This window comes from Lentzea sp. NPDC051213 (assembly GCF_044455585.1).
In the GTDB taxonomy this organism is placed as follows: Bacteria; Actinomycetota; Actinomycetes; order Mycobacteriales; family Pseudonocardiaceae; genus Lentzea.
Genome location: NZ_JBITEX010000013.1, coordinates 61,943 through 86,660 on the forward strand (window position 1 = coordinate 61,943; position 24,718 = coordinate 86,660).

24 protein-coding genes are annotated in these 24,718 nt (G+C 68.1%); 16 read left to right on the plus strand and 8 right to left on the minus strand.

From position 1 onward, the window contains the following. Window positions 1-7: 7 nt before the first annotated feature. From ACIA8G_RS41450 to ACIA8G_RS41465, 4 genes are all read left to right on the plus strand, one after another. On the plus strand, window positions 8-1,387 hold the full coding sequence (locus ACIA8G_RS41450) for an ArnT family glycosyltransferase (RefSeq protein WP_396424298.1): 1,380 nt from the start codon (window positions 8-10) through the stop codon (window positions 1,385-1,387). Between the two features lie 99 nt (window positions 1,388-1,486). Continuing rightward, the gene (locus tag ACIA8G_RS41455; protein ID WP_396424299.1) at window positions 1,487-2,320 is read left to right on the plus strand and encodes a helix-turn-helix domain-containing protein; all 834 of its coding nucleotides are present in this window, start codon (window positions 1,487-1,489) and stop codon (window positions 2,318-2,320) included. An 11-nt stretch (window positions 2,321-2,331) separates the two neighbouring features. Then, window positions 2,332-2,502, plus strand: coding sequence for a DUF397 domain-containing protein (locus ACIA8G_RS41460; RefSeq protein ID WP_396424300.1), 171 nt, complete (start codon window positions 2,332-2,334; stop codon window positions 2,500-2,502). Then, on the plus strand, window positions 2,499-2,984 hold the full coding sequence (locus ACIA8G_RS41465; protein ID WP_396424301.1) for a DinB family protein: 486 nt from the start codon (window positions 2,499-2,501) through the stop codon (window positions 2,982-2,984). The genes ACIA8G_RS41460 and ACIA8G_RS41465 overlap by 4 nt, the downstream gene beginning before the upstream one ends. Here ACIA8G_RS41465 and ACIA8G_RS41470 read toward each other — a convergent pair whose 3' ends face one another. From ACIA8G_RS41470 to ACIA8G_RS41480, 3 genes are all read right to left on the minus strand, one after another. Beyond that, window positions 2,985-3,623 carry a HEAT repeat domain-containing protein gene (locus ACIA8G_RS41470; protein ID WP_396424302.1) on the minus strand — a complete coding sequence of 213 codons (639 nt, stop codon included), beginning with the start codon at window positions 3,621-3,623 and terminating at the stop codon, window positions 2,985-2,987. Window positions 3,624-3,724: 101 nt separating this feature from the next. Next, entirely contained in the window at window positions 3,725-4,336 is a 612-nt protein-coding gene (locus tag ACIA8G_RS41475) for a hypothetical protein (protein ID WP_396424303.1), read from the minus strand. 97 nt (window positions 4,337-4,433) lie between these two features. Further along, entirely contained in the window at window positions 4,434-5,351 is a 918-nt protein-coding gene (locus ACIA8G_RS41480) for a LysR family transcriptional regulator (RefSeq protein WP_396424304.1), read from the minus strand. Between the two features lie 82 nt (window positions 5,352-5,433). Between ACIA8G_RS41480 and ACIA8G_RS41485 the strand changes: the two genes are divergently transcribed. From ACIA8G_RS41485 to ACIA8G_RS41510, 6 genes are all read left to right on the plus strand, one after another. Beyond that, window positions 5,434-6,918: an aldehyde dehydrogenase family protein gene (locus ACIA8G_RS41485; RefSeq protein WP_396424305.1), complete on the plus strand. Its 1,485-nt coding sequence runs from the start codon at window positions 5,434-5,436 to the stop codon at window positions 6,916-6,918. Beyond that, window positions 6,911-8,059: an NAD(P)/FAD-dependent oxidoreductase gene (locus tag ACIA8G_RS41490; RefSeq protein WP_396424306.1), complete on the plus strand. Its 1,149-nt coding sequence runs from the start codon at window positions 6,911-6,913 to the stop codon at window positions 8,057-8,059. Before ACIA8G_RS41485 ends, ACIA8G_RS41490 begins: the two co-directional genes overlap by 8 nt. Before the next feature lie 9 nt (window positions 8,060-8,068). Further along, the gene (locus tag ACIA8G_RS41495; protein WP_396424307.1) at window positions 8,069-9,187 is read left to right on the plus strand and encodes a Glu/Leu/Phe/Val dehydrogenase; all 1,119 of its coding nucleotides are present in this window, start codon (window positions 8,069-8,071) and stop codon (window positions 9,185-9,187) included. Next, entirely contained in the window at window positions 9,184-10,269 is a 1,086-nt protein-coding gene (locus tag ACIA8G_RS41500; RefSeq protein ID WP_396424308.1) for a CaiB/BaiF CoA transferase family protein, read from the plus strand. Before ACIA8G_RS41495 ends, ACIA8G_RS41500 begins: the two co-directional genes overlap by 4 nt. A gap of 1 nt (window position 10,270) precedes the next feature. After that, window positions 10,271-11,431: an acyl-CoA dehydrogenase family protein gene (locus tag ACIA8G_RS41505; RefSeq protein WP_396424309.1), complete on the plus strand. Its 1,161-nt coding sequence runs from the start codon at window positions 10,271-10,273 to the stop codon at window positions 11,429-11,431. 101 nt (window positions 11,432-11,532) lie between these two features. Further along, complete coding sequence (locus tag ACIA8G_RS41510; protein WP_396424310.1) at window positions 11,533-12,081, plus strand: TetR/AcrR family transcriptional regulator; 549 nt, start codon at window positions 11,533-11,535, stop codon at window positions 12,079-12,081. An 8-nt stretch (window positions 12,082-12,089) separates the two neighbouring features. On the opposite strand, the gene ACIA8G_RS41515 is transcribed toward ACIA8G_RS41510, so the two are convergent. The 4 genes from ACIA8G_RS41515 to ACIA8G_RS41530 form a co-directional block, all read right to left on the minus strand. Further along, entirely contained in the window at window positions 12,090-12,800 is a 711-nt protein-coding gene (locus ACIA8G_RS41515) for a peptidylprolyl isomerase (protein WP_396424311.1), read from the minus strand. 50 nt (window positions 12,801-12,850) lie between these two features. Continuing rightward, window positions 12,851-13,183: a hypothetical protein gene (locus ACIA8G_RS41520; RefSeq protein WP_396424312.1), complete on the minus strand. Its 333-nt coding sequence runs from the start codon at window positions 13,181-13,183 to the stop codon at window positions 12,851-12,853. A gap of 61 nt (window positions 13,184-13,244) precedes the next feature. Further along, on the minus strand, window positions 13,245-13,871 hold the full coding sequence (locus ACIA8G_RS41525; RefSeq protein WP_396424313.1) for a response regulator: 627 nt from the start codon (window positions 13,869-13,871) through the stop codon (window positions 13,245-13,247). After that, entirely contained in the window at window positions 13,868-14,941 is a 1,074-nt protein-coding gene (locus tag ACIA8G_RS41530; RefSeq protein ID WP_396424314.1) for a sensor histidine kinase, read from the minus strand. Before ACIA8G_RS41530 ends, ACIA8G_RS41525 begins: the two co-directional genes overlap by 4 nt. Before the next feature lie 108 nt (window positions 14,942-15,049). Between ACIA8G_RS41530 and ACIA8G_RS41535 the strand changes: the two genes are divergently transcribed. The 6 genes from ACIA8G_RS41535 to ACIA8G_RS41560 all read left to right on the plus strand — a co-directional run bounded on the left by ACIA8G_RS41535 (window position 15,050) and on the right by ACIA8G_RS41560 (window position 22,765). After that, window positions 15,050-15,733: an ABC transporter ATP-binding protein gene (locus tag ACIA8G_RS41535; protein ID WP_396424315.1), complete on the plus strand. Its 684-nt coding sequence runs from the start codon at window positions 15,050-15,052 to the stop codon at window positions 15,731-15,733. Continuing rightward, complete coding sequence (locus tag ACIA8G_RS41540; RefSeq protein WP_396424316.1) at window positions 15,730-17,505, plus strand: FtsX-like permease family protein; 1,776 nt, start codon at window positions 15,730-15,732, stop codon at window positions 17,503-17,505. The genes ACIA8G_RS41535 and ACIA8G_RS41540 overlap by 4 nt, the downstream gene beginning before the upstream one ends. Window positions 17,506-17,622: 117 nt before the next feature. Further along, on the plus strand, window positions 17,623-19,182 hold the full coding sequence (locus ACIA8G_RS41545) for a discoidin domain-containing protein (RefSeq protein WP_396424317.1): 1,560 nt from the start codon (window positions 17,623-17,625) through the stop codon (window positions 19,180-19,182). Window positions 19,183-19,257: 75 nt separating this feature from the next. Next, on the plus strand, window positions 19,258-21,273 hold the full coding sequence (locus ACIA8G_RS41550; protein ID WP_396424318.1) for an NACHT domain-containing protein: 2,016 nt from the start codon (window positions 19,258-19,260) through the stop codon (window positions 21,271-21,273). A 52-nt stretch (window positions 21,274-21,325) separates the two neighbouring features. Further along, window positions 21,326-22,030 (plus strand): hypothetical protein, encoded by a 705-nt coding sequence (locus tag ACIA8G_RS41555; protein WP_396424319.1) that lies wholly within the window; start codon window positions 21,326-21,328, stop codon window positions 22,028-22,030. Between the two features lie 42 nt (window positions 22,031-22,072). Next, window positions 22,073-22,765 (plus strand): hypothetical protein, encoded by a 693-nt coding sequence (locus ACIA8G_RS41560; RefSeq protein ID WP_396424320.1) that lies wholly within the window; start codon window positions 22,073-22,075, stop codon window positions 22,763-22,765. Between the two features lie 4 nt (window positions 22,766-22,769). Here ACIA8G_RS41560 and recQ read toward each other — a convergent pair whose 3' ends face one another. Further along, on the minus strand, window positions 22,770-24,716 hold the full coding sequence (recQ, locus tag ACIA8G_RS41565) for a DNA helicase RecQ (protein ID WP_396424321.1): 1,947 nt from the start codon (window positions 24,714-24,716) through the stop codon (window positions 22,770-22,772). Window positions 24,717-24,718 lie beyond the last annotated feature (2 nt).

Sequence of the window (24,718 nt, forward strand, 5' to 3'; positions counted from 1 at the left end):
CCCGCCCATGAGACGTGGGCTGGGGATCGTGCTCGCCGTGCAGGCGGTGGTGCTGACCGCGTTGTCGGGCCGGTACGGCTTCCACCGCGACGAGCTGTACTTCATCGCGGCGGGCAAGCACCCGGCGTGGGGCTACGTGGACCAGCCGCCGATCACCCCGATCCTGGCCCGCGTCACCACCGAGGTGTTCGGCGAGACCCCCGCCGGACTTCGCGTAATGGCAACACTTCTAGCCCTCACGACAACGCTCGTCGTGGCCCTGATCGCCAAGGAGTTCGGCGGCGGCGCGGTGCTCGCGGCAGCGGCCTCTGCCACCTCGACGTTCGTCCTGGCGGTGGCGCACATGCTGTCCACGGCGTCGGTAGACCTGCTGATCTGGGTGCTGATCGGCTACTTCGCCGTGAGGCTGCTGAAGTCCGGCGACGGCCGCTGGTGGCTCGCACTCGGCGCGACGGTCGGCGTCGGCCTCGCGAACAAGTGGTTGCTACTGCTCCTGCTGGCCGCACTGGCGATCGCGCTCGTGATCGTGGGCCCACGCGCCGTCCTGCGCACCTGGTGGCTGCCCGCCGGCGCCGTGCTGTGCCTGATCATCGCGGCTCCGGCGGTGGCGTGGCAGGCAACGCACGACTTCCCGTTGCTCACGGTGGCACAGGGCATCAGCGCGGACGACGGCACCGACAACCGCATCATGTTCGCGCCCATGCAGATCCTGATGCTGTCGCCGTTCCTGGTGCCGGTGTGGGTGATCGGCTTCCGGAACCTGTGGCGCGACAGGACCTTTCGCTCCATCGCTCTCGCCTACCCGTTGCTGTGCGCACTGTGTTTGTTGACGGGCGGCAAGCCCTACTACGCCGTGCCGTTGCTCCTAGTGCTGGTGGCCGCCGGAGCACGCCAGACCCAGGATTGGTTGTTGCGCCGCAGGGCACTCGGCGGCGTGCTGGTGGCGTTGAGCGTCGTGCCCGCCCTGGTCGGTTCGCTGCCGATCCTGCCGCCGAGTGCCCTCGCGCCGGTCATCGCGATCAACCCCGAGCAGGGCGAGCAGGTCGGCTGGCCCGAGCTCGCCGGCACCGTCGAGAGGGCGTGGCAGGAGAACGGACGCCCCGTCGTGATCACCCGCAACTACGGGCAGGCCGGTGCTGTCGAGGCCTACACGCAGATTCCCGTCTACTCCGGCCACATGTCGTTCTACGAGTGGGGACCGCCGCAGACAACGGACAAGAGGGTGTTGCTCGTCGGATTCGACACACCGCCGTTTGATGGTTGTACGCGCGTTGCGCAGCATCACAACGTTGTTGAGAACGAAGAAGACGGCACTGAGATTCTGGCGTGCACGGCACCACGCGGTACGTGGGAAGAAATCTGGCCGACACTACGGCGTTACTACTGACCACTTAGGACATTGGAAGCACTCCATCACCGACGCCCCTTCGGCTGAATTTGACCGAACTTGTTGGAATCAATGGACGACTGGCTCTAGCTTCATTTCATGCCAAAGAGAGACTCCACGGTGCGTGGGCGGGAGTTTGGCGCGGGCGTCCGCGAAGCCCTCCGCAGAGCGGGGTTCACCGGACGCGCCGCTGCCGAGGTCCTGGGCTGGGATCCCGCGAAGGTGTCCGACATGGTGAACGGCAAGGGCGGCGTGACCGAGGGCGACCTCCAACGCCTGCTCGGCCTCTGCCGCACCCCGCTGGAAGAAGCCGAACACCTGGTGAAGCTGTTCCACGAGACGCGCCAACCCGGTTGGCTACAGGTGCACGGCACGAGGTTTCCCATCCTGCTGCGCACGCTCGCAGAGCACGAGGCGGTCGCCACCGAGATCATCTTCTGGTGCATGAACGCAGTTCCGGCCGTCCTTCAACTCCCGGACTACCTGCGCGCCCTGATCGCGGCCAACCCGAACGTGCCGAACGAGGAGGCCGACGCGCGCGTGGCGGCTCGTGTCGACCGTCAGCAACAATTGTTCAAGCACCGGTGCGACATGACCTTCTACGTTGACGAGCAGGCGCTGCGTCGTCCCGTCGGCAGCCCTGAACTGATGTCAGATCAGTTGGACCACATCAACACCATGGGCATCCGCCCGTACATCACAAGTCGGGTCGTGCCCATCGCCGTGGGCGCCCACGCTGGCCAGGCAGGCACTTTCACCTTCCTGAAGTTCGCCAGCCTGGAACCGGTCGTCTACGTCGATGCGGAGAACCACGGCGTGTTCCTCGACGACAAGGACTCCATCAAGGCTTACGCGAACATCTTGAAGTCGCTCGATCGAACGGCGTTGGATGCGGAACAATCGAAGGAGTTGATCGCCAGCATCGCGCCGTGAGGAGCCGTTGGATGACCGAATGGCGAAAGAGCAGCTACACCGCCAACAGCGCGGAGTGCGTGGAGGTCGGTCCCGGCGTCGGTATCCGGGACAGCAAAGACCCCGGACCTCACATGGAGATCGGACCGTCTGCCTGGTCCGCGTTTCTCTCGGCCACGAAGGCTGACAAACTCGCGCGGTGACCCGAACCTGGCCCACCAACCTCGCCAAAGACGAAGGCGTACTCGCCTGGGAGTTCCTGGACTTCCTCCGCAAAACCGCCGTGCTGAAGGTCGACGGGCTGACCCGCGACCAGGCCGCGGCAGCGCCGATCGCCACCTCCCCGAAGCTGACCGCGCTCGGCGTGCTCAAGCACCTCGTCGCCGTGGAGCGCTACTGGCTGTGCATCGCAGGCGCGGGCCTCGATCTGCCGTCGCTCTGGGAAGGCAGCCCGGACCCGTCGTGGGACCTCACCGAGGACGACACGCCTGAGTCGCTCATCGAGGCCTACCGCGCGGAGTGGGCGAATGCCGAGGCGTTGCAGAAGCTCGACCCCGACGCGACGGCGGCGGACGGCAAGCGCACGGTGCGGTGGATCCTGGCCCACGTGGCGCAGGAGACCGCGCGGCACGCCGGCCACCTGGACCTGCTCCGCGAGCTCGCGGACGGCACGACCGGCGAGTAGCTAGCGGTTCCGGTCGCCGGCCCAGATCTTCGGCAGCGACGGGATCTCGCCGTGCAGGCACGTTTCCAGCGCGCGCTTCCACTTGCGCTGCCACCACGAGGCTTTGCCCGGTGCGTCGGCGACGAGGGCTTCGTCGCCGAGCACGCACAGGGCTCGCGCCGCCTCCACGCGCACATTGAGGTGCGGGTCGGCCAGCAGCTCGGCGAGGCGCTGCCGGACGGGATGGGCCCGGTACTCGGCGTCCAGACCGGCTCGGGCGAGGCGGCGCACCGCGTGCACGGCGGTGGCTCGCATCCGTGGTTTCCGGTCCGACAGGACCGGCAGCAACACGTCGAACGCGGCCGGGTCCGCCGTGTCGCCCAACGCGAACACCGCACCCAGTCGCATCAGCGACTTCGCGAAACCGTCGTAGTACAGCTGGTCGGCGTACCACTTGACCGGCTCGAGGCGGCGCAGGCGGGTGAAGCCCCAGTCCTCGGCGCCCAGCACCGCTCCGTCCTCCAACTCGCCGTCGAGGCCGTAGCGGAACATCCGCTCGACGTACGCGGGGTCGCGGTCGGGGTCACGCTCGGCCAGAACCCTGCTGATCAGCTCGGCGTGCTCAACCGACCTGATCTTCTCGCGGACCTTCGACTCCATCCTGAAGGTCTCGTCGGCGGCTGCACCGGAACAGCTTCAGCAGAGCGACCTCCCCCTCGGTGCCGGAGCTGATCGCTTCGAGTGCGCGCGTCTCCTCGGCGTCACGCCGGGTCTTTGCCCGTCACGGCCCGCGCGACCTCGACCCAGCGAGGTGGCGGATCCGCAGCCGGCGAACCCACGCACTGCACCGCGAACGCCGCGATCACGCTGCCGTCGTCCAGCACCAGTTCCACGCCATACGATCCCTGGCGGACGCTCCGGACCGACGAATGCGGGACGGACCGGACCCCCCACGGGTTGATCACGCGCACCCACTGCTCGTCGAGGTCGAGCCGCGAGCGGAACGCCGCCCACGCCGCCAGTCCGAGGGCCGCGTAGACGAGCGCGACGACGATCAGGTCGCCCAGCGGCACACCGGCGTTCCAGTCGGGGTTGAGCCACCCCGGCTGGAACACGAACGGCAGCCCAGCGAGCGGGACGACGACCGCGACGAGCCTGACCCACCACCGGACCCGCCAGACCCGGCGGGACTCCGGAGAGCCGTCGTGAGCAGGCTTCTGTTCTACCGGGTCGCGGCCGGCCCACCACCTCATCAGAGCCGGCACGCCGGCGAACATGACGAACAGCACCAGCGACCCCTCCAGCGCTGGGAGCGCGTCGTACACGAGCGAACAGGCGATCAGAAAGGCGACCACTATGAGCAGTCGCAGCACCGTGATCCTTGGCAACAAGACCTTCCACCCCCGACTGCGGTTCTGCGAATGTCCGAAACCTACTTGTTCATCCGATCAGGTCACCGCCACCCGCCGATCAAGCCGGAGCGATGTACTCACCCACCGCGCTCTGACAACCGTGGCGAAGTGCGTTCACCGCGTCACGCAGCAACGGGTTCGTGTTCGCGGTGCGGTGCACGACGTGCACGTGACGACGCAAAGGCTTGCTGCGCAACGGCATCGCATGCGTGCCAGCCAATGACTTGTAGCCGAGCGCGGGCACGAGCGCGACACCGACGCCGGCCGCCACCAGCGACTGCACGACCTCGTAGTCGTTGCTGCGGAAAGCAATTCTCGGGGCGAAGCCGGCCGCGGCGCAGAGCCTCGTGAGGCACGTGGCCCCGGAAGTGCCGTCCCGCGAGGCGATCCACCGTTCGTCCTTGAGGTCTTCGATCCGCCCGGACGTCTTCGCGGCCGGGTGGTCGGCCGGCACCAGGAGCAGCAGCGTCTCGTGCAGCAGCGGCAGCACCGTCAGCTCTTCCGGCCACGTCTGCGGGACGAGGTCGTAGGCGTAGACCAGCGCCAGGTCCAGCTCGCCGGTCAGCACGAGCGGCAGCACGTCCTCGGGCTCGGCCTCGTCCAGCCGGATCTCGGCGTCCGGCAGGTCCGCCGACAGCTTCGCCACCGCCTTGGGCACGACCCGCGAGCTCGCCGTCGGGAACGTGCCGATGCGCAGGCGGCCACGCAGGCCCTGCACCATCGCCTTGACCTCGTGCTCGAAGCCGTCGAACGCGGCGAGCAGCTCGCCCCCTCGATCAGCGATCAGCAGGGCCGCGCTCGCCGGCCTGATCGAGTGCGCCTCACGTTCGAACAGGGTCACGCCGACCGCGCGTTCGAACGCCGAGATCTGCTGCGAGACGGCGGACGACGTGTACCCGAGCCTGCGCGCGGCCTCGGCGAACGAGCCCGTCTTCACGACCTCGACGAGCGTGCGGAGATGAACCGGATTGAGCACAAGGACAGCTTATGCTCGACGTCGCGAGGTTTCATTCTGCAACCCCTGGCGGAACCACCGGGTAACAACCAGGGTGAGGTGCATGCCCTATGTCTCCACGAACCCGGCGAACACCTCCGACGTGGTCACCGAGCTCGAGCTCGGGACCAGCCGCACCTTCGTCGACGCGGCCAGGCGTGCGAAGGCGGCCCAGCGCGCGTGGGCGCGCGTGCCCGCACCCGTGCGTGGGCAGGTCATCGGCAACATCGGCCGGCTCGTCGAGGCCAACTTCGAGCCGCTCGCCCAGCTCGTGACCCGCGAGATCGGCAAGCCGATTGCGGAGGCCCGTGGCGAGGTGCAGGAGATCGTCGACACCTGCGACTTCTTCGTCGGCGAGGGCCGGCGCCTCTACGGGCAGACCGTGCCGTCCGAGATGGCGGACAAGCAGCTCTTCACCTTCCGCAACCCGGTCGGCGTCGCGGCGATCATCACCGCCGGCAACTTCCCGGTCGCCGTGCCGTCCTGGTACATCGTGCCGGCGCTGCTGTGCGGCAACTCGGTCGTGTGGAAGCCCGCCGAGTACTCGGCCGCGTCAGCGCAGGCCTTCTACGACGTGTTCCAGGCAGCCGGCCTTCCGGCAGGCGTGTTCGAGATCGTCTTCGCCGAGGGGTCGGAGACGTTCGACGGCCTGGAGCAGTCGCTGCAGGAGGGCCTGGTCGACAAGGTCGGCTTCACCGGTTCCAGTGAGGTCGGCGTGCGGATCGGCGAGCTGTGCGGGCGCCACCTCCAGACGCCGTGCCTGGAGCTGGGCGGCAAGAACCCGATGGTCGTCACCGAGGACGCCGACCTGGAGCTGGCCGTGCAGGGCGCGCTGTTCGCGGGCTTCGGTTCCGCGGGCCAGCGGTGCACCTCGCTCGGCACGGCGATCGTGCACGAGTCGGTGTACGACGAGTTCCTGTCCCGGTTCGTCGACGCCGTCGCCGGGGCCGCGGTGGGCGACCCGACCGGTGACGTCCTCTACGGACCGCTGCTGGACGAGAAGTTCGCGCTGGCGTACGAGAAGTACCTCGGCTGGGTCGGCGAGCACCACACGGTGCACGGCCCGACCGGCCGCATCACGACGTCGAACCCGCGCAACGACTTCACTGGTTCGAACGGCTTCTTCTACCACCCCGCAATCGTTTCCGGTGTGCGTGACGACGACGAGCTCTTCCTGCAGGAGACGTTCGGCCCGATCGTCGGCGTCATGAAGTACTCCGACCTCGACGAGGCGATCGAGCTCGGCAACAAGCCGGGCTACGGCCTGTCGTGCTCGATCTACACCACGGACCCGAACAAGGCTTTCCGGTTCCGCGCCGGCATCTCCGCGGGCATGGTGAGCGTCAACAACTCGACGTCCGGGGCCGAGGCGCACCTGCCGTTCGGCGGCAACGGCAAGAGCGGCAACGGCTCCCGGCAGTCGGGCGTGTGGGTGCTCGATCAGTTCACCCGCTGGCAGTCCATGAACTGGGACTACTCCGGGAAGCTGCAGAAGGCGCAGATGGACACGCTCGCGATCGAGGCGAACCTTGACTTCCGGCTTGCCTGAGCTACCAAATCAGGCAGAGGTCGTCGTCATCGGCGGCGGGGTGATCGGCACATCCATTGCCTTTCACCTCGCCGAGGCAGGCGTCCGGGATGTTGTGGTCGTGGAGAGGGATGAGCTGGGTTCCGGCTCCACCTGCAAAGCAGCGGGTGGGGTGCGCGCCCAGTTCTCCGACGAGCTGAACATCAGGCTCGGAGCTCGATCACTCGAGGCGTTCCAGCGCTTTCCGCAGCGACCGGGGCAAGAGATCGATCTGCACCAGGTCGGCTATCTGTTCCTCCTTTCGTCGGCTGAACACGTGGCGGCGTTCGAGCGCAACGTCGACCTCCAGAACTCCCTCGGCGTACGCAGTCGCATGCTGACTGTCGAGGAAGCACAACGGATGTCGCCGTTGATCGAAACGGACGGCCTGCTCGCGGCGACCTTTTCGCCGGACGACGGACACTGCACTCCTGAGTCCGTGGTCCTCGGCTATGCCACCGCGGCCCGCCGATTCGGGGTCCGCTTCTTCACCAGAACCACCGTGAGATCGATGCTAGCGACGGGGTCCGACAGTTTTCGCGTGCAGACCGACCGCGGGACGATTTCGACCGGCACGGTCGTCTGCGCGGCAGGTGCGTGGTCGTGCTCGATCGGCGAGATGGTGGGCGTTGACCTGCCGGTTTCCCCGTTGCGGCGGCAGATCATGTTCACCGAGCCGATGCCCGAATTACACGATCGGGTAGTGCCTTTCACGATCGACTTCGGCAGCTCCTTCTACTTCCACCGCGAGGGCCGCGGGCTGCTGTTCGGCATGTCCGACCCGGAGGAGACGCCGGGCTTCAAGCTGGAGATGTCCGACGCGTGGCTGCCCCGGCTGACCAGCGCGATCGAACGGCGCGCGCCACGGCTGTTGGACGTGGGTGTGCGCAACGGATGGGCCGGGCTGTACGAGGTGACGCCGGACCACAACGCGTTGATCGGCTCGGTCGGCCGGTTCTTCTACGCAACCGGCTTCTCCGGGCACGGATTCCTCCAGGGCCCCGCCGCCGGCGAGGTCGTGCGGGACCTCGTGCTGGACCGCGAGCCCTTCGTCGACGTGTCCAGTTTGGACGCCTCCCGCTTCGCCGCCGACAAGGCACGGCCCGAACTCAACTGCGTGTGAGGAATGCTGATGGACGTTCTCCAGCTCATGGACGAGTGGGGGCCTGAGAAGGTCGTCTGCGTGTCCGACCGGCGCACCGGTATGAAAGGTGTGCTCGTCATCGACAACACCGCGCGCGGCATGGGCAAGGGCGGGACGCGGATGAGCCCGTCCGTCACCGTCGCGGAGATCGCGCGGCTGGCGCGGGTGATGACGTGGAAGTGGGCCGGGGTCGACCTGTTCTTCGGGGGCGCCAAGGCGGGGATCGTGTTCGATCCCACTTCTCCTGACAAGGAAGCGGCGCTGCGGGCGTTCGCGCGCAAGCTGTCCAACGAGGTGCCGCGCGAGTACGTGCTCGGGCTCGACATGGGGCTCACCGAACGGGACGCGGCGATCGTCCAGGACGAACTGTCGGACCGCGGCGCTATGATGGGCGCACCGGCTCAACTCGGCGGGTTGCCGTACGACGAGCTGGGCGTCACCGGGTTCGGCGTGGCCGAGGTGGCGGACGAACTGATGTTGTTGCCCGGCAAGCGGGTGGCGATTCAGGGTTTCGGTGCGGTGGGAGCGGCGGCGGCCAAGCGGTTCGCCGAGCTGGGCGCTGTTGTTGTTGCCATCTCGTCGGTGCACGGCACGTTGGTGGATGCCGATGGCCTGGATGTCGCGCGACTGCTGAAGTTGCGGGAGGAGTCCGGTGACCTCGCGGTCAAGGAGTACGGGACCGTGCGGGAGCTCGGAGCCGAACTGCGGGTTCCCTGTGACGTACTTGTGCCGGCGGCACTTCAGGACGTCATCGACGCCGATCTCGCGCAGGAGCTCGACACCACCCTGGTGATCGAGGGTGCGAACCTGCCCACGTCCGTTGGGGCGCAGGAGGTTCTCGCCGCACGCGGGATCACGGTCGTGCCGGACTTCATCGCGAACGCCGGTGGCGTGGTCGCGGCGGCGTTCGGGATGGACGCGCGGTATTCACCGTTCCCGGTGAACCCCGCGACCGTGCTGGACGCGGTCTCGGCGAAGCTGCGGGCGAACGCGGCGAACGTGCTCGTCGAAGCGCGGAATCGTGGCACCACACCGCATGTGGCGGCGCGTGAGCTGGCGCAGGAACGCGTGCTCGACGCGATGAAGCTCAAGGGGCGGGTCGCATGAGCTCGCTCGAAGGCGTGGTGATCGCGGACTTCAGCCGGGTGCTGGCCGCGCCGTACGCGACGATGATGCTCGGCGACCTCGGTGCCGAGGTGATCAAGGTCGAACAGCCCGGCCGGGGCGACGAGACCCGCACGTGGGGTCCGCCGCACTTCGAGGGCGAGGCCACGTACTTCTTGTCCGTCAACCGGAACAAGACGTCCGTGCAGATCGACCTGTCCACCGGCGAGGGCAGGGAGCAGGCGCGCGAGCTGATCGCGCGTGCCGACGTGGTGGTCGAGAACTTCAAGCCGGGCACCATGAAGAAGTTCGGGCTGGACTACGAGTCGTTGGGGCGTGACGACCTCGTCTACTGCTCGATCTCGGGCTTCGGCGCGGGCAAGGGCGCGGATCTGCCCGGCTACGACCTGCTGGTGCAGGCCGTGGGTGGGCTGATGAGCGTGACCGGGCCGGGTCCGTCCGAGCCGGTCAAGACCGGTGTGGCATTGGTGGACGTGCTGACCGGGTTGCACGCCTGCGTCGGCATCCTGGCCGCGTTGCGGCACCGGGAGGCGACCGGGCTCGGGCAGCTGGTCGAGCTCGACCTGCTGTCAGTGCTGTTGTCCAGCATGGTGAACCAGAGCGCGGGCTTCACGCTGGCCGGCTCGATTCCCCAGCCGATGGGCAACCGGCATCCGTCGATCGCGCCGTACGAGGTGTTCCCGACGGCCGGTCAGCCGATCGTGCTCGCGGTCGGCAACGATCGGCAGTTCCGCCGGCTGTGCTCGGTGCTGGACGTGCCCGAGCTGGCCACGGATCCGCGGTTCGTCACGAACGCGGACCGGGTCGAGCACGTCGACGAGCTGTTCGAGGTCCTGTCGGGCCGGCTGCGCCTGCAACCGGCGCAGCACTGGTTCGAGACCCTGACGCCGCTGGGCGTTCCGTGCGGGCCGGTGAACGACATCGCGCGGGCGTTCGCGCTCGCGGAGTCGCTGGAGCTCAACCCCACCGCGACGATCGACGACATGACGCTCGTCGCGAATCCCATCCGCCTGTCGCGCACGCCGGTGTCGTACCGGCTGCGCCCGCCGAAGCTGGAGCAGTGACGTGCAGGACCCGTTGCAGTTGCTGGACATCCCGTCGTTGCTGAGCGACGAGGAGCGCGACATCCAGGCCACCGTCGCGGCGTTCCTCACCGACCACGTGCGGCCGCACATCGGCACCTGGTTCGAGGAAGGCATCCTGCCGCGTGAGCTCGCGCAGGAGCTGGGCAAGCTCGGCGTGCTAGGCATGCACCTGGAGGGCTACGGGTGCGCGGGGACGTCGGCGCTGGCCTACGGGCTCGCGTGCCTGGAGCTGGAGGCCGTGGACAGCGGTGTGCGCAGCTTCGTGTCCGTGCAGGGCTCGCTGTCGATGTACTCGATCTGGAAGTGGGGATCGGAGGAGCAGAAGCAGGAGTGGCTGCCGCGACTGGCCGCCGGTGAGGCGATCGGGTGCTTCGGGCTGACCGAACCCGACTTCGGCTCGAACCCGTCCGGGATGCGCACGCGGGCTGTGCGCGACGGCGCGGACTGGGTGCTCAACGGCACCAAGATGTGGATCACCAACGGTGGCCTGGCCGACGTGGCCACCGTGTGGGCGCAGACCGAGGACGGAATTCGAGGATTCCTCGTTCCCCGCGGCACGCCGGGATTCTCGACCCGTGACATCAAGCACAAGATGTCAATGCGAGCGTCCGTCACCTCCGAGCTGATCCTGGAGGACGTGCGGCTGCCGGAAAGTGCGCGGCTGCCGCTCGCGACTTCCTTGCGCGCTCCCCTTTCGTGTCTCAACGAGGCGCGGTTCGGGATCGTGTTCGGGGCCGTCGGTGCCGCGCGGGATTCGTTGCAGGCGGCGCTCGCCTACTCCGGCACGCGCATCCAGTTCGACCAGCCGATCGCCGGGTTCCAGCTGACGCAGCGCAAGCTCGCGACCATGTCCGTGCAGGTCAACAACGCGATGCTGCTGGCGTTGCACCTCGCCAGGCTGAAGGAGGCCGGCACGCTCAAGCCGGAGCAGATCAGCATGGGCAAGTACAACAACGTCGAGGCGGCCATCGCGATCGCGCGGGAAAGCCGGACGATCCTCGGCGCGAACGGCATCTCGCTCGAGTACTCGCCGCTGCGTCACGCCAACAATCTGGAATCCGTCCTCACCTACGAGGGCACCTCGGACATCCACCTGCTATCCATCGGCCACGCGTTGACCGGAATCGCCGCATTCCGCTGATCTTTCCCCCTATCCTGCACTCGCAATTCGTTCGCGGGTGGGAGGACGCACTGCCGGAGGAGACAAGCAGCCGCAGCGACGCGCGCCGCAACCGCAAGCGATTGCTGGAAGCCGCGACGCACGTGCTGCGGACTGAACAAGGTACGGCGACGATGCAGTCGATCGCACGCAAGGCGGCCCTGTCGCAGGCGACGGCGTATCGGCACTTCCCGTCCGTGGAAGCACTTGTCGTGGCCTACCACGAAGACGTCGTGTCGTCGTTGGTCGAGCACGGCGAGAGGTCCCGCAAGACCGGTAAGGCGCTGTTCGAACATCAGGCCGCGCGCTGGGTGAAGCTGCAGAACGTGCACGGCCCGGTGATCGTGCGGTTCTGGTCCCAGCAAGGGTTCCTGGAGCGCCTGCACGACTCCGACGCCACGACGGCGCTGTCGTGCCAGGCCTGGGACCGGGCGTTACGCGGGGTGCTGATCGAGCTGGCGCTGCCGGACGCGTTGCTGTCCATGGCGCGCTTCCTGCACGACGCGTTGTTCGACCCGCGGGAGATCATCGATCTGACGAAGACCGCCGGACTACCTGACGAGCAGGTGGTCCGGCGGCTCTCGGACGCGTTCTACGGCGCGTTGGCCGGGTGGGCGTTCTCCGGGGTGTGAAGCCGCGGTCAGAAGCTGGCGGGGCAGACCTTCTTGAGCTCGGCCTTGAGGTTGGGCGGGCCGTCCAGCGGGTTCTCCCCCGCGATGCCGCCGGCCGCGATCTTGTCGAGGGTCTTGAGGCCCTCCGGCAGGATCGTGCCGAACACCGTGTAGTTGGGGCGCAGGCTGCTGTCGCTCTGCACGAGGAAGAACTGGCTGCCGTTCGTGTCCGGGCCCGCGTTGGCCATCGCGAGCGTGCCGCGCGGGTAGATGCGGCGCAGTCCGGTCGGGTCGTTCGGCGCCGGCTTCAGGTCGGTCGGCAGCTCGTCCTTGTACTTGTAGCCGGGGCCGCCCTCGCTGGTGCCGGACGGGTCGCCGCACTGCAGCACCTTCAGCGTCGGGTACGCGGTGAGACGGTGACAGTCGGTCTTGTCGTAGAAGCGGTGCTCAGCCAGGTGGACGAAGCTGTGCACCGTGCACGGGGCCTTGGTGCGGTCGAGGATCATCGGGATGTCGCCGTGGTTCGTCCGGATGTGGACGAACACCTTTCCCTTGGTGCGCTTCGGGTCCTTGGGCACGGGCACCGGACGAGCGGGAGGTTCCTCCGGCGTCCGCGTGATACCGCAGTCGATCCGGGCCTGTGCTTCTGGTTGAGCTTCTTCCTGGGCAGAAGCCGTTCCAGTCGTGATGAATCCAACGGCCAGTGCCGCCACTGCCAGACCAGCTGCGATTCGCCTCATGCGCGCTTCCTACGGGAGCCGGCGGCACCCGGCAAGGTTTAACGGATCACTCAATTGTCGGTGGCTTCGGTGATCTCGTACTCGCAGGTGGCTTCCTTGCCAGAATTGGAGATCTCCTTCTCCTTCTCGACGCGGAGCTTGCAGGTCACCTGGCCGTTCTCCGGCTTGATCTTCAGCGAGATCTTGCCGAGCGCGTTGGCGAGCATGGCGCTGTTCTTCACCGGCAGGTCGACGGTCTCGGTCCGGGTGGCGCCACCGGGCAGGACCAGCGTCATCTCGGCCTTGCCGGTGCCCTCGATGTCGTAGAACGCCTCGTAGGTGTAGCTCTTCTGGCCACACGCCGCGAGCGCCAGCACGGGAATCAGCAGGAGGAGTTTCTTCATGTCTCGAATTCTGGTGGTCGGGCTCGGGTCGGTGCTTCTGTCCGCAGACGGGTTGTAGATCCTACTTTTGGCCGACCAGTCCGGCTTCCCACGCCCAGGCGGCGATCTCGACCCGGTTGCGAGCGTCCAATTTGGTCTGAACGCTCGCCAGGTGCGTCTTCACCGTGCCGATGGCGATGAACAGTTCCTGTGCGATCTCCGCGTTCGTTCTGCCGAGGGCGGCGAGTTTCACAACGTCGACTTCGCGCGCAGAGAGGTTGTGCGGCTGTTGTTGCTCCGGCAGGTTCATGTGTTGCAACAGCCTGACCGTGACCGACGGGCTGATGAGCGCGTCACCCGTGACGGCCGCACGGACAGCTTCGACGAGCAGGTTCGGGCCGGCGTCCTTCAGCAGGAAGCCGCACGCGCCGTTCTTGAGCGCTGTGTGGACGTACTCGTCGTGGTCGAAGGTCGTGCACACCACCACGCGGACGTCGTTCGCGATCTGTTTGAGCGCTTCGAGTCCGTCCATGCGGGGCATGCGGATGTCCATCAGTGCGACGTCCGGCTTGGTACGGCGCGCCTCGGCGACGGCCTCGATGCCGTCCCGGGCTTCCGCTACGACCTCGATGTCGGACTCGGCACCTAGAATCATGCCGAACCCCGTGCGCACCATCGCCTGGTCGTCCGCGACGAGAACCCTGATCACGCGGTGGCCTTTCTGGTCGGGAGTGCGGCGTCGACGACCCAGCCGCCGTCGATGCCGGGACCTGCCTTGATCCTGCCACCGAGCGCCTGCACGCGTTCGGTGAGTCCGATGAGGCCGAAGCCGTTGCCCAGCCTGGCGGGCTTGCCGTCGTCGGAGACCTTGACGGTCACCCAGTCCGGCGAGGCCTGGATCCGGACGTCCACTTTGGTCGCTTCGTGGGCGTGCTTCCTGATGTTGGTCAACGACTCCATGACCACGCGGTGCACCGAGCTCGCGACCTCCAGCGGCAGGTTCTCCGCGTCGCCGTGGACCTCGAGGGTCGCCCTGGGCTCGGCCTCGATCAGCGGTTGGATGTCAACGATGCCCGCGACCGGTGCGACCGGGACGTCGTCGCGGAGCATGCCGATCATGCGGCGCATGGCGGTCATGGCCTCGCCGCCGGCTTCCTCGATGCGTTCGAGGGCCTCTTTGGCCTGCCGCGGGTTGCGTTCGACGATCCGGCTCGCGCCCTGGGCGAGGACGACCATGCCGGTGATGTGGTGCCCCACGAAGTCGTGCAGATCCCTGGCGAACTCGGCCTTCTGCTCCGCTTTGACGGCGGCGACCTGCTTGTCGCGCGCGTTGTGGAGCAGGCGGAGGTAGCCGACGAGCGCGAGCACGGTGGTGGCGATGACCAGCAGGCCCATCGCCAGGGTCACCGAGGTCTCGCCGAGCGGGTACCGCAGGGGCTGGGTGACCAGCGCGATGGCGATCCAGCCGAGCAGCGGCGCGTCCCACCTCGACTTCGCGCGGTAGGCGGTGACCGCCAGCACCCCCGTGAGCGCCAGGCCCTCGGCGAGCCCGAACTCCTTGTCGAGGGGGTTGACCAGCGTGAACGTGAGGCAGGCGGTGGCGGCGAGCGCGGCCAGCGCCCGGTGGGGTCGCAGCCACGCGAACGCGGGCAGCAGGATGCACGCCAACGCGGCCCATCCGGTCCACGGGTAGAGGCCAGGCGATTTGAACAGGCCGTAGTACTCGTCCACGAACGCGGCGGCGACAAGTGCGGCGATCGCGCCGGCCTTCCAGAGCATGGCCATGACCTTATGCATTTGTGCCCGTTCCGCAGATCGGCCGAAAGACAGAGGCAGTCCGTGCGGGGGACGGAGGTTTTCCGTCGCGTTCTGCCTTTGGCTTGTCATGTGAACAACTACGCTTCCGCCGCGGTCGACCTCGTGAAGGTGTACGGCTCCGGCGACACCGCGGTTCGAGCACTCGACGGGGTGACGGTCGGGTTTCTGCCGGCCGCGTTCAGCGCGATCATGGGGCCGTCCGGCTCCGGCAAGTCGACGCTCATGCACTGCCTGGCCGGGCTCGACACGGCCACGTCCGGTGCGGCGCTGCTCGGCGGCAAGGACCTGACCCGGCTGTCCGACAACACGCTGACCCGCGTGCGCAGGGACCGGATCGGGTTCGTCTTCCAGGCGTTCAACCTGCTGCCTACGCTGTCCGCCGAGCAGAACATCCTGCTGCCGCTGAACCTGGCCGGGCGCCGGCCTGACCGCGCCTGGTTCACGCAGCTCGTGGAGAGGCTGGGCCTGTCGTCGCGGCTGTCGCACCGGCCGTCTGAGCTGTCCGGCGGGCAGCAGCAACGCGTGGCGCTGGCGCGCGCTCTGGTGACGCGGCCCGAGGTGATCTTCGCCGACGAGCCGACCGGGAACCTGGACTCGCGGGCGTCCGCGGACGTGCTGACCCTGCTGCGGCAGGCGGCGCGGGAGTTCGGCCAGACGATCGTGATGGTCACGCACGACGACCGTGCCGCCTCCTACGCCGACGCCGTGGTGCGGATGGCCGACGGCCGGATCGAGCAGGCGGTCTCGGCATGAGGAAGTTCCTGCCCGTCCTGTCGATCATGATCGCGGCGTTCTTCGCCTACTCGACTGTGCTCGCGAAGGACATCACCGAACGCTCGCTCGCGGTCAAGGCGGCCCAGCTGGTCGAGGTGTTCGCGTTGCTCGGCGCGTTCGTCACGGTGGCGATGATCGTGGCGGCACTGGTGTCGACCTCGACGTTCCGGATCGTGTTCGCCCAACGGATGCGCGAGCTCGCGTTGCTGCGGGCCGTTGGCGCCACCCGTGGCCGCCTGGCGCGCGAGCTGGTCGTCGAGGGAGCGGTGACCGGGCTGCTGGCCTCGGTCGCCGGTGTCGCGCTGGCGGCGGGTGCCGGTCGGCTCGTGCCGCTGTTCGGTCTGGTGGCGCCCGGCTTTCCGCTCACGCCCGCGTTGATCGTCGTCTTCGGGTCGTTCGTGCTGACGACGCTGGCCGTGCTGGCACCTGCCTGGTCCGCGGCCAAGGTCTCACCGCTGGAGGCCCTCCGCACCTCCGCTGTCCAGGACGCCAAGAACCGGATCGGCGGGTTCCGCTGGGTGCTCGGGATCCTGATGGTCGCGGGAGCGGGCGTGCTGCTGGTCACCGTCGCCGTCGAGGGGCTCGCGTCCACGAAGCGGCCGGCCGGGATGACCGAGGACCTGTTGCTGCGGACCACGATCAGCGGCACGCTGGCGTTCGGCGCGTTGATCACGCTCGGACCCGCGTTGATCTCGCCGGTGCTCCGGTTGATCAGCATTCCGTTGCGGCGCAGCACCATCGGGTCGCTGGCCGTGAGCGGCGTCGGCGGCGCGCCGCGCCGGGCGGCGTCGGTCACCGCGATCGTGGCGCTCGGGGTCAGCCTGATCATCGCCACGCTCACGGGCGCGAACACGTTGCAGGGACTGGGCAAGGCCGAGATGGCGGGTGCCTACCCGGCGGACCTGGAGATCATCGGCCAGGTCGACGCCGACGCGTTGAAAGCCGCCGGGCTCACGGACGTCCTGCCCTACCGCCGCACCGAGATCACCATCGACGGGCGGCTCACCATGCAGAGCACCGATCTCGACATGACCAAACTCCGCGACCTCTCGGACTTCCAGGTCGACACGGGCTCTCTCGGCGACATGGGGCCGCGCAAGATCATCCTGTCGACCTACGTGGCGAGCCAGCTCGGACTGGCCGCAGGGTCACAGGCCGACGTCAACGGTGTGCGGATGACCGTCGCGGCAACGGTGTTCGGCGGTGTTCCCCTCGGCAATGCCTTGCTGCACGCCTCCGACTCGACCGGTGAACCGGTTGGCGCACTTGCCAACGGCGCCAAGGAGCTGGTGCCGGCAGGGTTCGAGGTCGTGTCGCTCACCGAGCACCGCCGCGCCCAGGAGAACTGGTTCACCTCATTGGTGGCAATTGCCGTCGGACTGCTGTTCCTCACCATGTTGATCGCGGTGGTGGGGGTAGGCTCGACCACGGCGTTGTCGGTGCTGGAACGAACCCGCGAGTCCGGGTTGCTGCGCGCGATCGGCTTGACCCGCAATGAACTCAGCCGTCTGGTCACCACCGAGGCCGGGCTGTACGGGATCGTCGGCGCGATGATCGGGCTCGCCATCGGGATTCCCTACGCGTGGCTCGCGATCATCTCGCTCGGCATCGAGTGGCCGATGCAGGTGCCCGTCGTGGCCGTGGGCGTGGTGGTGCTGGTGCTGACCGCACTCACAGCAGGTGCGGGGCTGCTGCCTGCCCGGAGCGCGGCTCGCGTGACTCCCGTGACAGCACTGGGCGCGGTGACGTGACCTGGGCCGTGATCGCGCGGTACCGGTACCGGGGAAAATGACTGTCCCTCACCGTTGACAAGCCTGTCACCATCGTTCGTGAGAGCGCTCCCATGCCTCTCGTTCGGAGGGTTGGCAATGAGGCTTACTCGACCACGAACATCCCTCGTGCTGGCCGCGGCCACCGTGCTCACCGTGGGCACGCTGGTCGCGGTCGCACACGACACGAACGCCGCGCTGCCACCACCGCCCGCCGGGTGGACGCAGGTGTTCGGCGACGACTTCACCGGCGCAGCGAACTCGTTGCCCAACACGGGAAACTGGCGGTTCTCGCTCGGCCACGGCTATCCGGGCGGACCGGGGAACTGGGGCACCGGCGAGATCGCCGCGCACACCAACAACCCCGCCAACGTCTCCCTCGACGGTGGCGGAAACCTGCGCATCACGCCGCGTCGTGACGGCGCGGGCAACTGGACGTCAGCACGCATCGAGACCAACGCGCAGAACTTCAAGGCGCCGGCCGGTGGCGTGATGCGGATGGAGGCGCGGCTGCAGATGCCGAACGTCTCCGGTGCCGCGGCACTCGGGTACTGGCCGGCGTTCTGGGCGCTGGGCTCGCCGTATCGCGGGAACTGGTGGAACTGGCCCGGTGTCGGCGAATTCGACATCATGGAGAACGTCAACGGTGTCAACCGCGTGTGGGGCGTGCTGCACTGCGGTGTCTCGCCGGGCGGGCCGTGCAACGAGAAGAACGGCATCGCGAACAGCCGGCCGTGTCCGGGCACCTCGTGCCAGGGCGGCTTCCACACCTACCGGTTCGAGTGGGACGCCTCGGTCTCGCCGCAGCAGTTCCGGTGGTACGTCGACGGCGAACTCTTCCACCAGGTCAACCAGAACCAGTTGCCCGCGGACACGTGGAACCAGATGACCGGGCACGCCGGGTACTTCATCATTCTCAACATCGCGATCGGCGGCGAATTTCCGGACAACTACTCCGGCACCCGCACTCCGGGTCCGGGGATCGTGCCCGGTATTCCGATGGTCGTGGACTACGTCGGCGTGTGGACACGTGGATCCGGCGGCGGACCCACGACCACCACGACTCCCCCGCCGACGTGCGGACCGTTGCTCTCCCAAGGCCGGCCGACGTCGGCGTCCAGTGTGGAGAGCGGCAACCAGGCGGCGGCGTTCGCGGTCGACGGTTCCACGTCGACGCGGTGGTCGTCCGCGCACAGCGAACCGCACTGGTGGCAGGTCGACCTAGGGTCCTCGCGCGCCCTGTCCCGCGTGCGGATCAACTGGGAGGCCGCGTACGGGCGGTCGTACTCGATTCAGCTGTCCGACAACGGCAGTACGTGGCGAGACGCCTATTCCACGTTCGCCGGTGCCGGTGGCATCGAGGACATCGGGATCTCCGGCAGCGCGCGTTATGTGAGATTCAACGGAACAAGCCGTGCCACTGTGTATGGATTCTCGTTCTGGGAGTTCGAGGTGTTCGGTGCGTGTGGATCACAACCAACCACCACAACGACGCAACCTCCCGGCGGCGGGACATACCCAGCGTGGGCACCTGGGACTGCTTATGCGGTTGGTTCGCGTGTGAGTTACACCGGATTGGACTATCAGTGCCTGCAGGGCCACACATCGATCACTAGCTGGGAACCGCCGAACGCGGCATCCCTCTGGCAACGCCTCTGAGTCACTTCCGCGATCCCGGCGGCCCGGTTACCGTCGTTCGCCGGGATCGCGGAGGTGAAGGTGGATCCGAGCGGGGTGACGAGAGCAGCACGGCTGACCGCACTGGCCGCGTTGTGCCTGGTCACCGTGGTTTTACTGCTCCCGGCGGCCATCAGCGTCAGCACCGGCGGGGCGACGCCGGAGTTCCTCGGCCAGTTCGGCCGCTGGCTGTGGCCGCTGTTCGGCGCGATGGTGCTGGTCGCGATCGGTCTCGCGGTCTGGGAACGTGTCCGCGGTCACGAGACCAGCAGCCGCACCGCGGCTCTGGGCCGGGTCGAGACGCGAGTGAAGTCCCTGCTTGCCTCATCGTTGGCCGCACAGGCCCAGATCAAGCTCGGCGCGTTGCGGCAGCCTCAACTCTCCGTGCGCGTCGATGGCGAGGAAGTCTCCTCTTCGGACTTGGAAGCCGTCTACGACCGCCTCGGCCGCACCATGGTGCTGGTCGGCCCGATCGGCAGTGGCCGGTCGACGTTGCTGGGCGAGCTTTGCCTCGTGCTGGTCGAGCGCGCGCGTAACGACCCGGAGGCACCGATTCCCGTCCTCGTGGACTTGGCGACGTGGCGCGCGTACGGCAACCGCAAGCCGACCGAGTTCACCGCGTGGCTGCTGCGTGAGCTGAATCGCCGCTACGGCATCAGCCGCTCGGCGGGCACGATCTGGTTGCGGCGCGGCCGGATCGCCGTGCTCATCGACGGCCTGGACGAGGTGCCGCGCATCGACCGCGCCCACTGCGAGTCCGAACTGGCGCCGTTCGCGTCGGTCGTGTGCTCGACCGAGCCGATCGAAAACCTGCCGTCGGTGTTCGTCGATCCGTTGTCCCGTGGCCAGATCCTCGAGTACATCGCCTCCGTCAGCCCTCGTCTCGACGGCTTGGAATCGGCGCTGACGCCCGAGATCTGGGAGCGGCTGGACTCCCCGCTGGCGCTGAACCTGCTGGCCCTCACGCATCTGGACAAGCAGGTCGACACGATCGGCGACGACTTCGTAGGTTCCTTTGTGGTGGAACGACTTTCCGGCCAGCGCGGGGCAGGCCCCACCATCCGCGCGTTGAAGTTCCTCGCGCGGTTGGACCGACCGGACCTCGGTGCTCCCGTGCACATGCCTCACCGCCGTGCGTGGCTTCCGTTGCTACCGACACGTCCGTTGTGGCTGCTGTTCGTGCGCGCGGTACCTGCCGCCTACGCCGGTGGTGTGTGTGCCGTGGCGTTTCTGACGGGGCTGCGCTTCGGGTTGTGGTCTGCATTGGCGTTCGTGGTCGCGGCTACTTCGTTGCTCGTGTTGGTGAACAAGCTGCCGCACGTCTTCCACCCTCCCGGGCGTGCGCACGGCATTCTGACTGCTGCCCTTGGTTTCTTGGCGGGCGTGCTGATGGGGCTGCTGGTCGGGCTGGCCGGTTTGTGGCTCGGGGGCTTCGGCACGTCGTGGCCGTACGCCGTGGCGTACGTGTTCGTGGTGGTGGTCTCATTCTTCCTGGCGTTGGGCTTCATACCGGGTGACGCACCCGTGCCGTGGGCGGTGTTGATCGCCGCCGCGCCAGGCGTCTCGATGATCTGGGTCGGCCCCTATTCCGTGTTGGCAGGCATGGGGATGGGCTTCTCCGCCGGCGTCGCGGGCGGAATCTTCGCGGCCGCGGTGGGACGCGTGTGGCGCACGGTGCGCCCGGTGCAACACCAACGCATGCGGACCGGACGGCCCTGGTGGATCCAGCCGGTGATTCCGGTGCTCGGCCTGGCCGGTGCGCTGGGCGGTCTCAACACGTGGGGATCTTGGGGCACCGCACTGGGCGTGGCGCTGGGGCTCCTGGTGACCCCTACCGCAGCCCGCGACTACGTCTGGCCGTTCGACGCGCTCGCCGAGGTCGCCGCCGAGGGCCTCACCCGGCCGCTGTCGCTGGGCGAGTTGTCGTTCCGCCGCAAGGCTTTGCTGCACCTCGCCCAGGACCGGCTGCTGCTCACCCGCGTCGACGGCGACTACCGTTTCGCCCACGTGGCGCTGCGCGATCATTTGGCATCATGCGATCCAACGGCCCTGGTTCGAGCCACGCGTCGTTGAACCTTCCCCTTCTGCGGGCCGTACGGCCTGACAGAGAGGTCGGGTGTTGCACATGCGCTGGTCGAAGGGCTGGATCGCGGCCACCGGGGTGTTGTCGGTAGTCGCGGCCATCGGAGGCACGGCCTTCGCCCTTGCCGGCTCCGATTCCCCGGCGTCGCAGTCGGGGGTGGCGGGCAAGGAGGTCTGCGCCGGCAAGCCACTGGCTGTGGTGGACTTCACCGGCCCGGCAGGCGTGGTCTCCAACCAGTTCCCGGTCGGGACGTCGTTGCGGATCAGCAACCTGGCGAACGGCCGCGCCGTCACGCTCGCGGTCGTCGCGGTTTCGCAGACCTGTGCGTCGGTGAACGCCGCCGCGTTCGACCTGCTCCAGTCTCCGGACGCGGGACGTGAGGCGGAAAGCGTTCTCCGCAGGGTCCGGGTGGAGATCGTGGGCAACGCACCGGCGCCGGTGCCGACATCGACACCGACTCGGTCTTCGACTCCCCGCCTTCGGGCTTCCGGGGTGGTGGGGCAGGTCATCTGCGACGGGGCGACGGTCGGGTTGTCCGCTGTAGGCGGGGCGCCGGGGGCGTTCTCGTCACAGCTGCCGATCGGCACCTCGGTGCGGGTGACCAACCTGGACAACGGACGGCAGGCCACCTTCCGGATCGTCGGGGTCGGATCGGGCTGCGTGGTGCTGAACAGCGCGGCCTTCGATCTCGTCGGCGAGTCCGGGAAGAATCTGGTCAAACGCGCTCAGATCGAGAAAGTCACCTGACCTGACGACGTATGCTCCTCCCTCGACCTGGGGGTATGAGCGATGTTCCGACGTTTTCTGGTGCTGGCCGTGCTGCTGGCGGGATGTACCGCGCAGGAGGGTGCACCGCCGCCCTCGTCGTCCGCACCACCGCCTTCGTCCTCGGCCGTGCCGGTGCCGGACCAGTGGAACCAGATGGGACGCCGGGCCCAGTCCGCGTACGTGGCCAAGGAAGCCTTCGGAACGGACGCGAAGTGGGAGGAAGATCAGCCGAGCGGTCCCGGCGGCTACGAGCACGGAACGCCAGAGGTGTCCGAGGTGTGCGGCGACGTCAAGATCGGCTCCGGCTTCAAGGTGACGCGCAGCAGGTGGTGGCGCGGGGAGTACGTGGTCCTGGGACAGGTCGTGCACGCGTTGTCGGAGCAGAAGGCCTCGGAACTGCTCGACCAGATCTGGGCGAAGTCGCGGACCTGCCCCACCTACGCGCCGACGGACGGCTTGGCCGCACGGGCGGTGTCGTCGGACGCCGCTGTGGCATCGCCCGAGGGTCTCGACGGGTTCTACGCCTTCTGCGAGACCGCTCCGGACATCGGCGATGGCTCGGACATCTGCATGGCGTACCTGGCGCGGGGAGACCTGCTGGTCTCCCTCCGCAGCAACACCCTGTCCAGCGACCCGCTCGTCTCCCGGCACGAGGCGATGCAACAGCTGCAGAAGGCGACGCCGCTGGCGGCCAAGGCGCTCGCGGCGGCCTGACCGGCTACCAGTCCATCGGCTCCTCCGGTTCCGGCCACTCCTCCGGCTCCACGAGGTCGGAGAAGCCGTCGTCCGCGGCGACGGGGGCGGCCTTCTGCGCCGGAGCGGGAGCCTCGGACGGGGCTCGGTCGGCGACCACGTCCAGGATCAGGGCGCCGTACTTGGTGAGCTTGGCCTGGCCCACTCCGCTCACGCCGCCCAGTTCCGCCAGCGAGGCGGGCCTGGACGCCGCGATGGCGCGCAGCGTCGCGTCGTGGAAGATCACGTAGGCCGGGACGCTCTGCTCGCGCGCCTGGGTGGCGCGCCACTCGCGGAGCTTCTCGAAGAGCGGCTCGGCCTCCTTGGGCATGTCCACCTTGGCCTTGGTGGTGCTCGCGGAGGCGGCGCGCGTGGCCGATCGGGCGGCGGCCGGGTCCTTGCGCATCAGGACCGTGCGTTTGCGGCCCAGGACCTCGGAGCTCGCCTGGGTGAGGACCAGCGTCGAGTACTCGCCTTCCACCGCCAGCAGGCCCTGGGCCAGCAGCTGGCGGACCACACCTCGCCACTCGCTCTCGTTCAGGTCCTCACCGATGCCGAACGTGCTGAGGCGGTCGTGGTCGAACTGGATGATCTTGGCGGTCTTGCGGCCCAGCAGGATGTCGATGGCCTGGCCTGCACCGAACTTCTGGTTGCGTTCGGTGCGCAGCCGCCAGACCGTGGAGAGGACCTTCTGGGCGGCCACGGTGCCGTCCCAGGACTCCGGCGGGGTAAGGCAGGTGTCGCAGTTGCCGCAGGGGATGCCGGACTCGCTGAAGTAGTCGAGGAGCATGGTGCGGCGGCACGACACCGTCTCGCACAGGGCGAGCATCGCGTCGAGGTGCGCCTGGGAACGGCGGCGGAACGCGAGGTCGCCTTCCGAGGATTCGATCATCTTGCGTTGCTGGACGACGTCGGCGAGACCGTAGGCGAGCCAGGCGGTGGACGGGAGGCCGTCACGACCCGCGCGACCCGTCTCCTGGTAGTAGCCCTCGACCGACTTCGGCAGGTCGAGGTGGGCGACGAAGCGGACGTCCGGCTTGTCGATGCCCATGCCGAACGCGATGGTGGCGACCATGACCAGGCCGTCCTCCCGCAGGAAGCGGGCCTGGTTGCGCTGACGGGTCGAGGCGTCGAGGCCCGCGTGGTACGGCAGCGCCGCGATGCCGTTGGCCACCAGGAACTCCGCGGTCTTCTCGACGGAGGCCCTGGACAGGCAGTAGACGATGCCGGCCTCGCCGCTGTGCTCCCCGCGCAGCAGGTCGAGGAGCTGCTTCTTGGGTTCCTTCTTCGGCACGATGCGGTACTGGATGTTCGGCCGGTCGAAGCTCGACACGAACTGGCGGCCGTCGCCCAGCTCGAGACGCGACAGGATCTCCTTGCGGGTCGCGTCCGTCGCGGTGGCCGTCAGCGCGATGCGCGGGACCTTGGGCCAGCGCTCGTGCAGGTGCGCCAGCGAGAGGTAGTCGGGCCGGAAGTCGTGGCCCCACTGGGAGACGCAGTGCGCCTCGTCGATCGCGAACAGCGCGATGTCGCCCTTGTCGAGCAGGCGCAGGGTCGCCTCGGACGTCAGCCGTTCCGGCGCCAGGTAGAGCAGGTCGAGCTCGCCCGCGACGAACTGGGCCTCGACCGCCTGCCGTTCGTCCCACGACAGCGAGGAGTTCAGGAAGCCCGCGCGCACGCCCAGGGCGAGCAACGCGTCGACCTGGTCCTGCATCAGCGCGATGAGCGGCGAGATCACCACACCGGTACCCGGCCGGACCAGGGCAGGGATCTGGTAGCACAACGACTTGCCGCCACCGGTCGGCATCAGCACGAGCGCGTCACCACCAGCGATGACGTGATCGACGATGTCGGCCTGGTCGCCGCGGAACTCGGGGTACCCGAAGACGCGCTGCAGGACCTGCAGCGCGTCTCCGTGGTCGGTTGAACCCATGG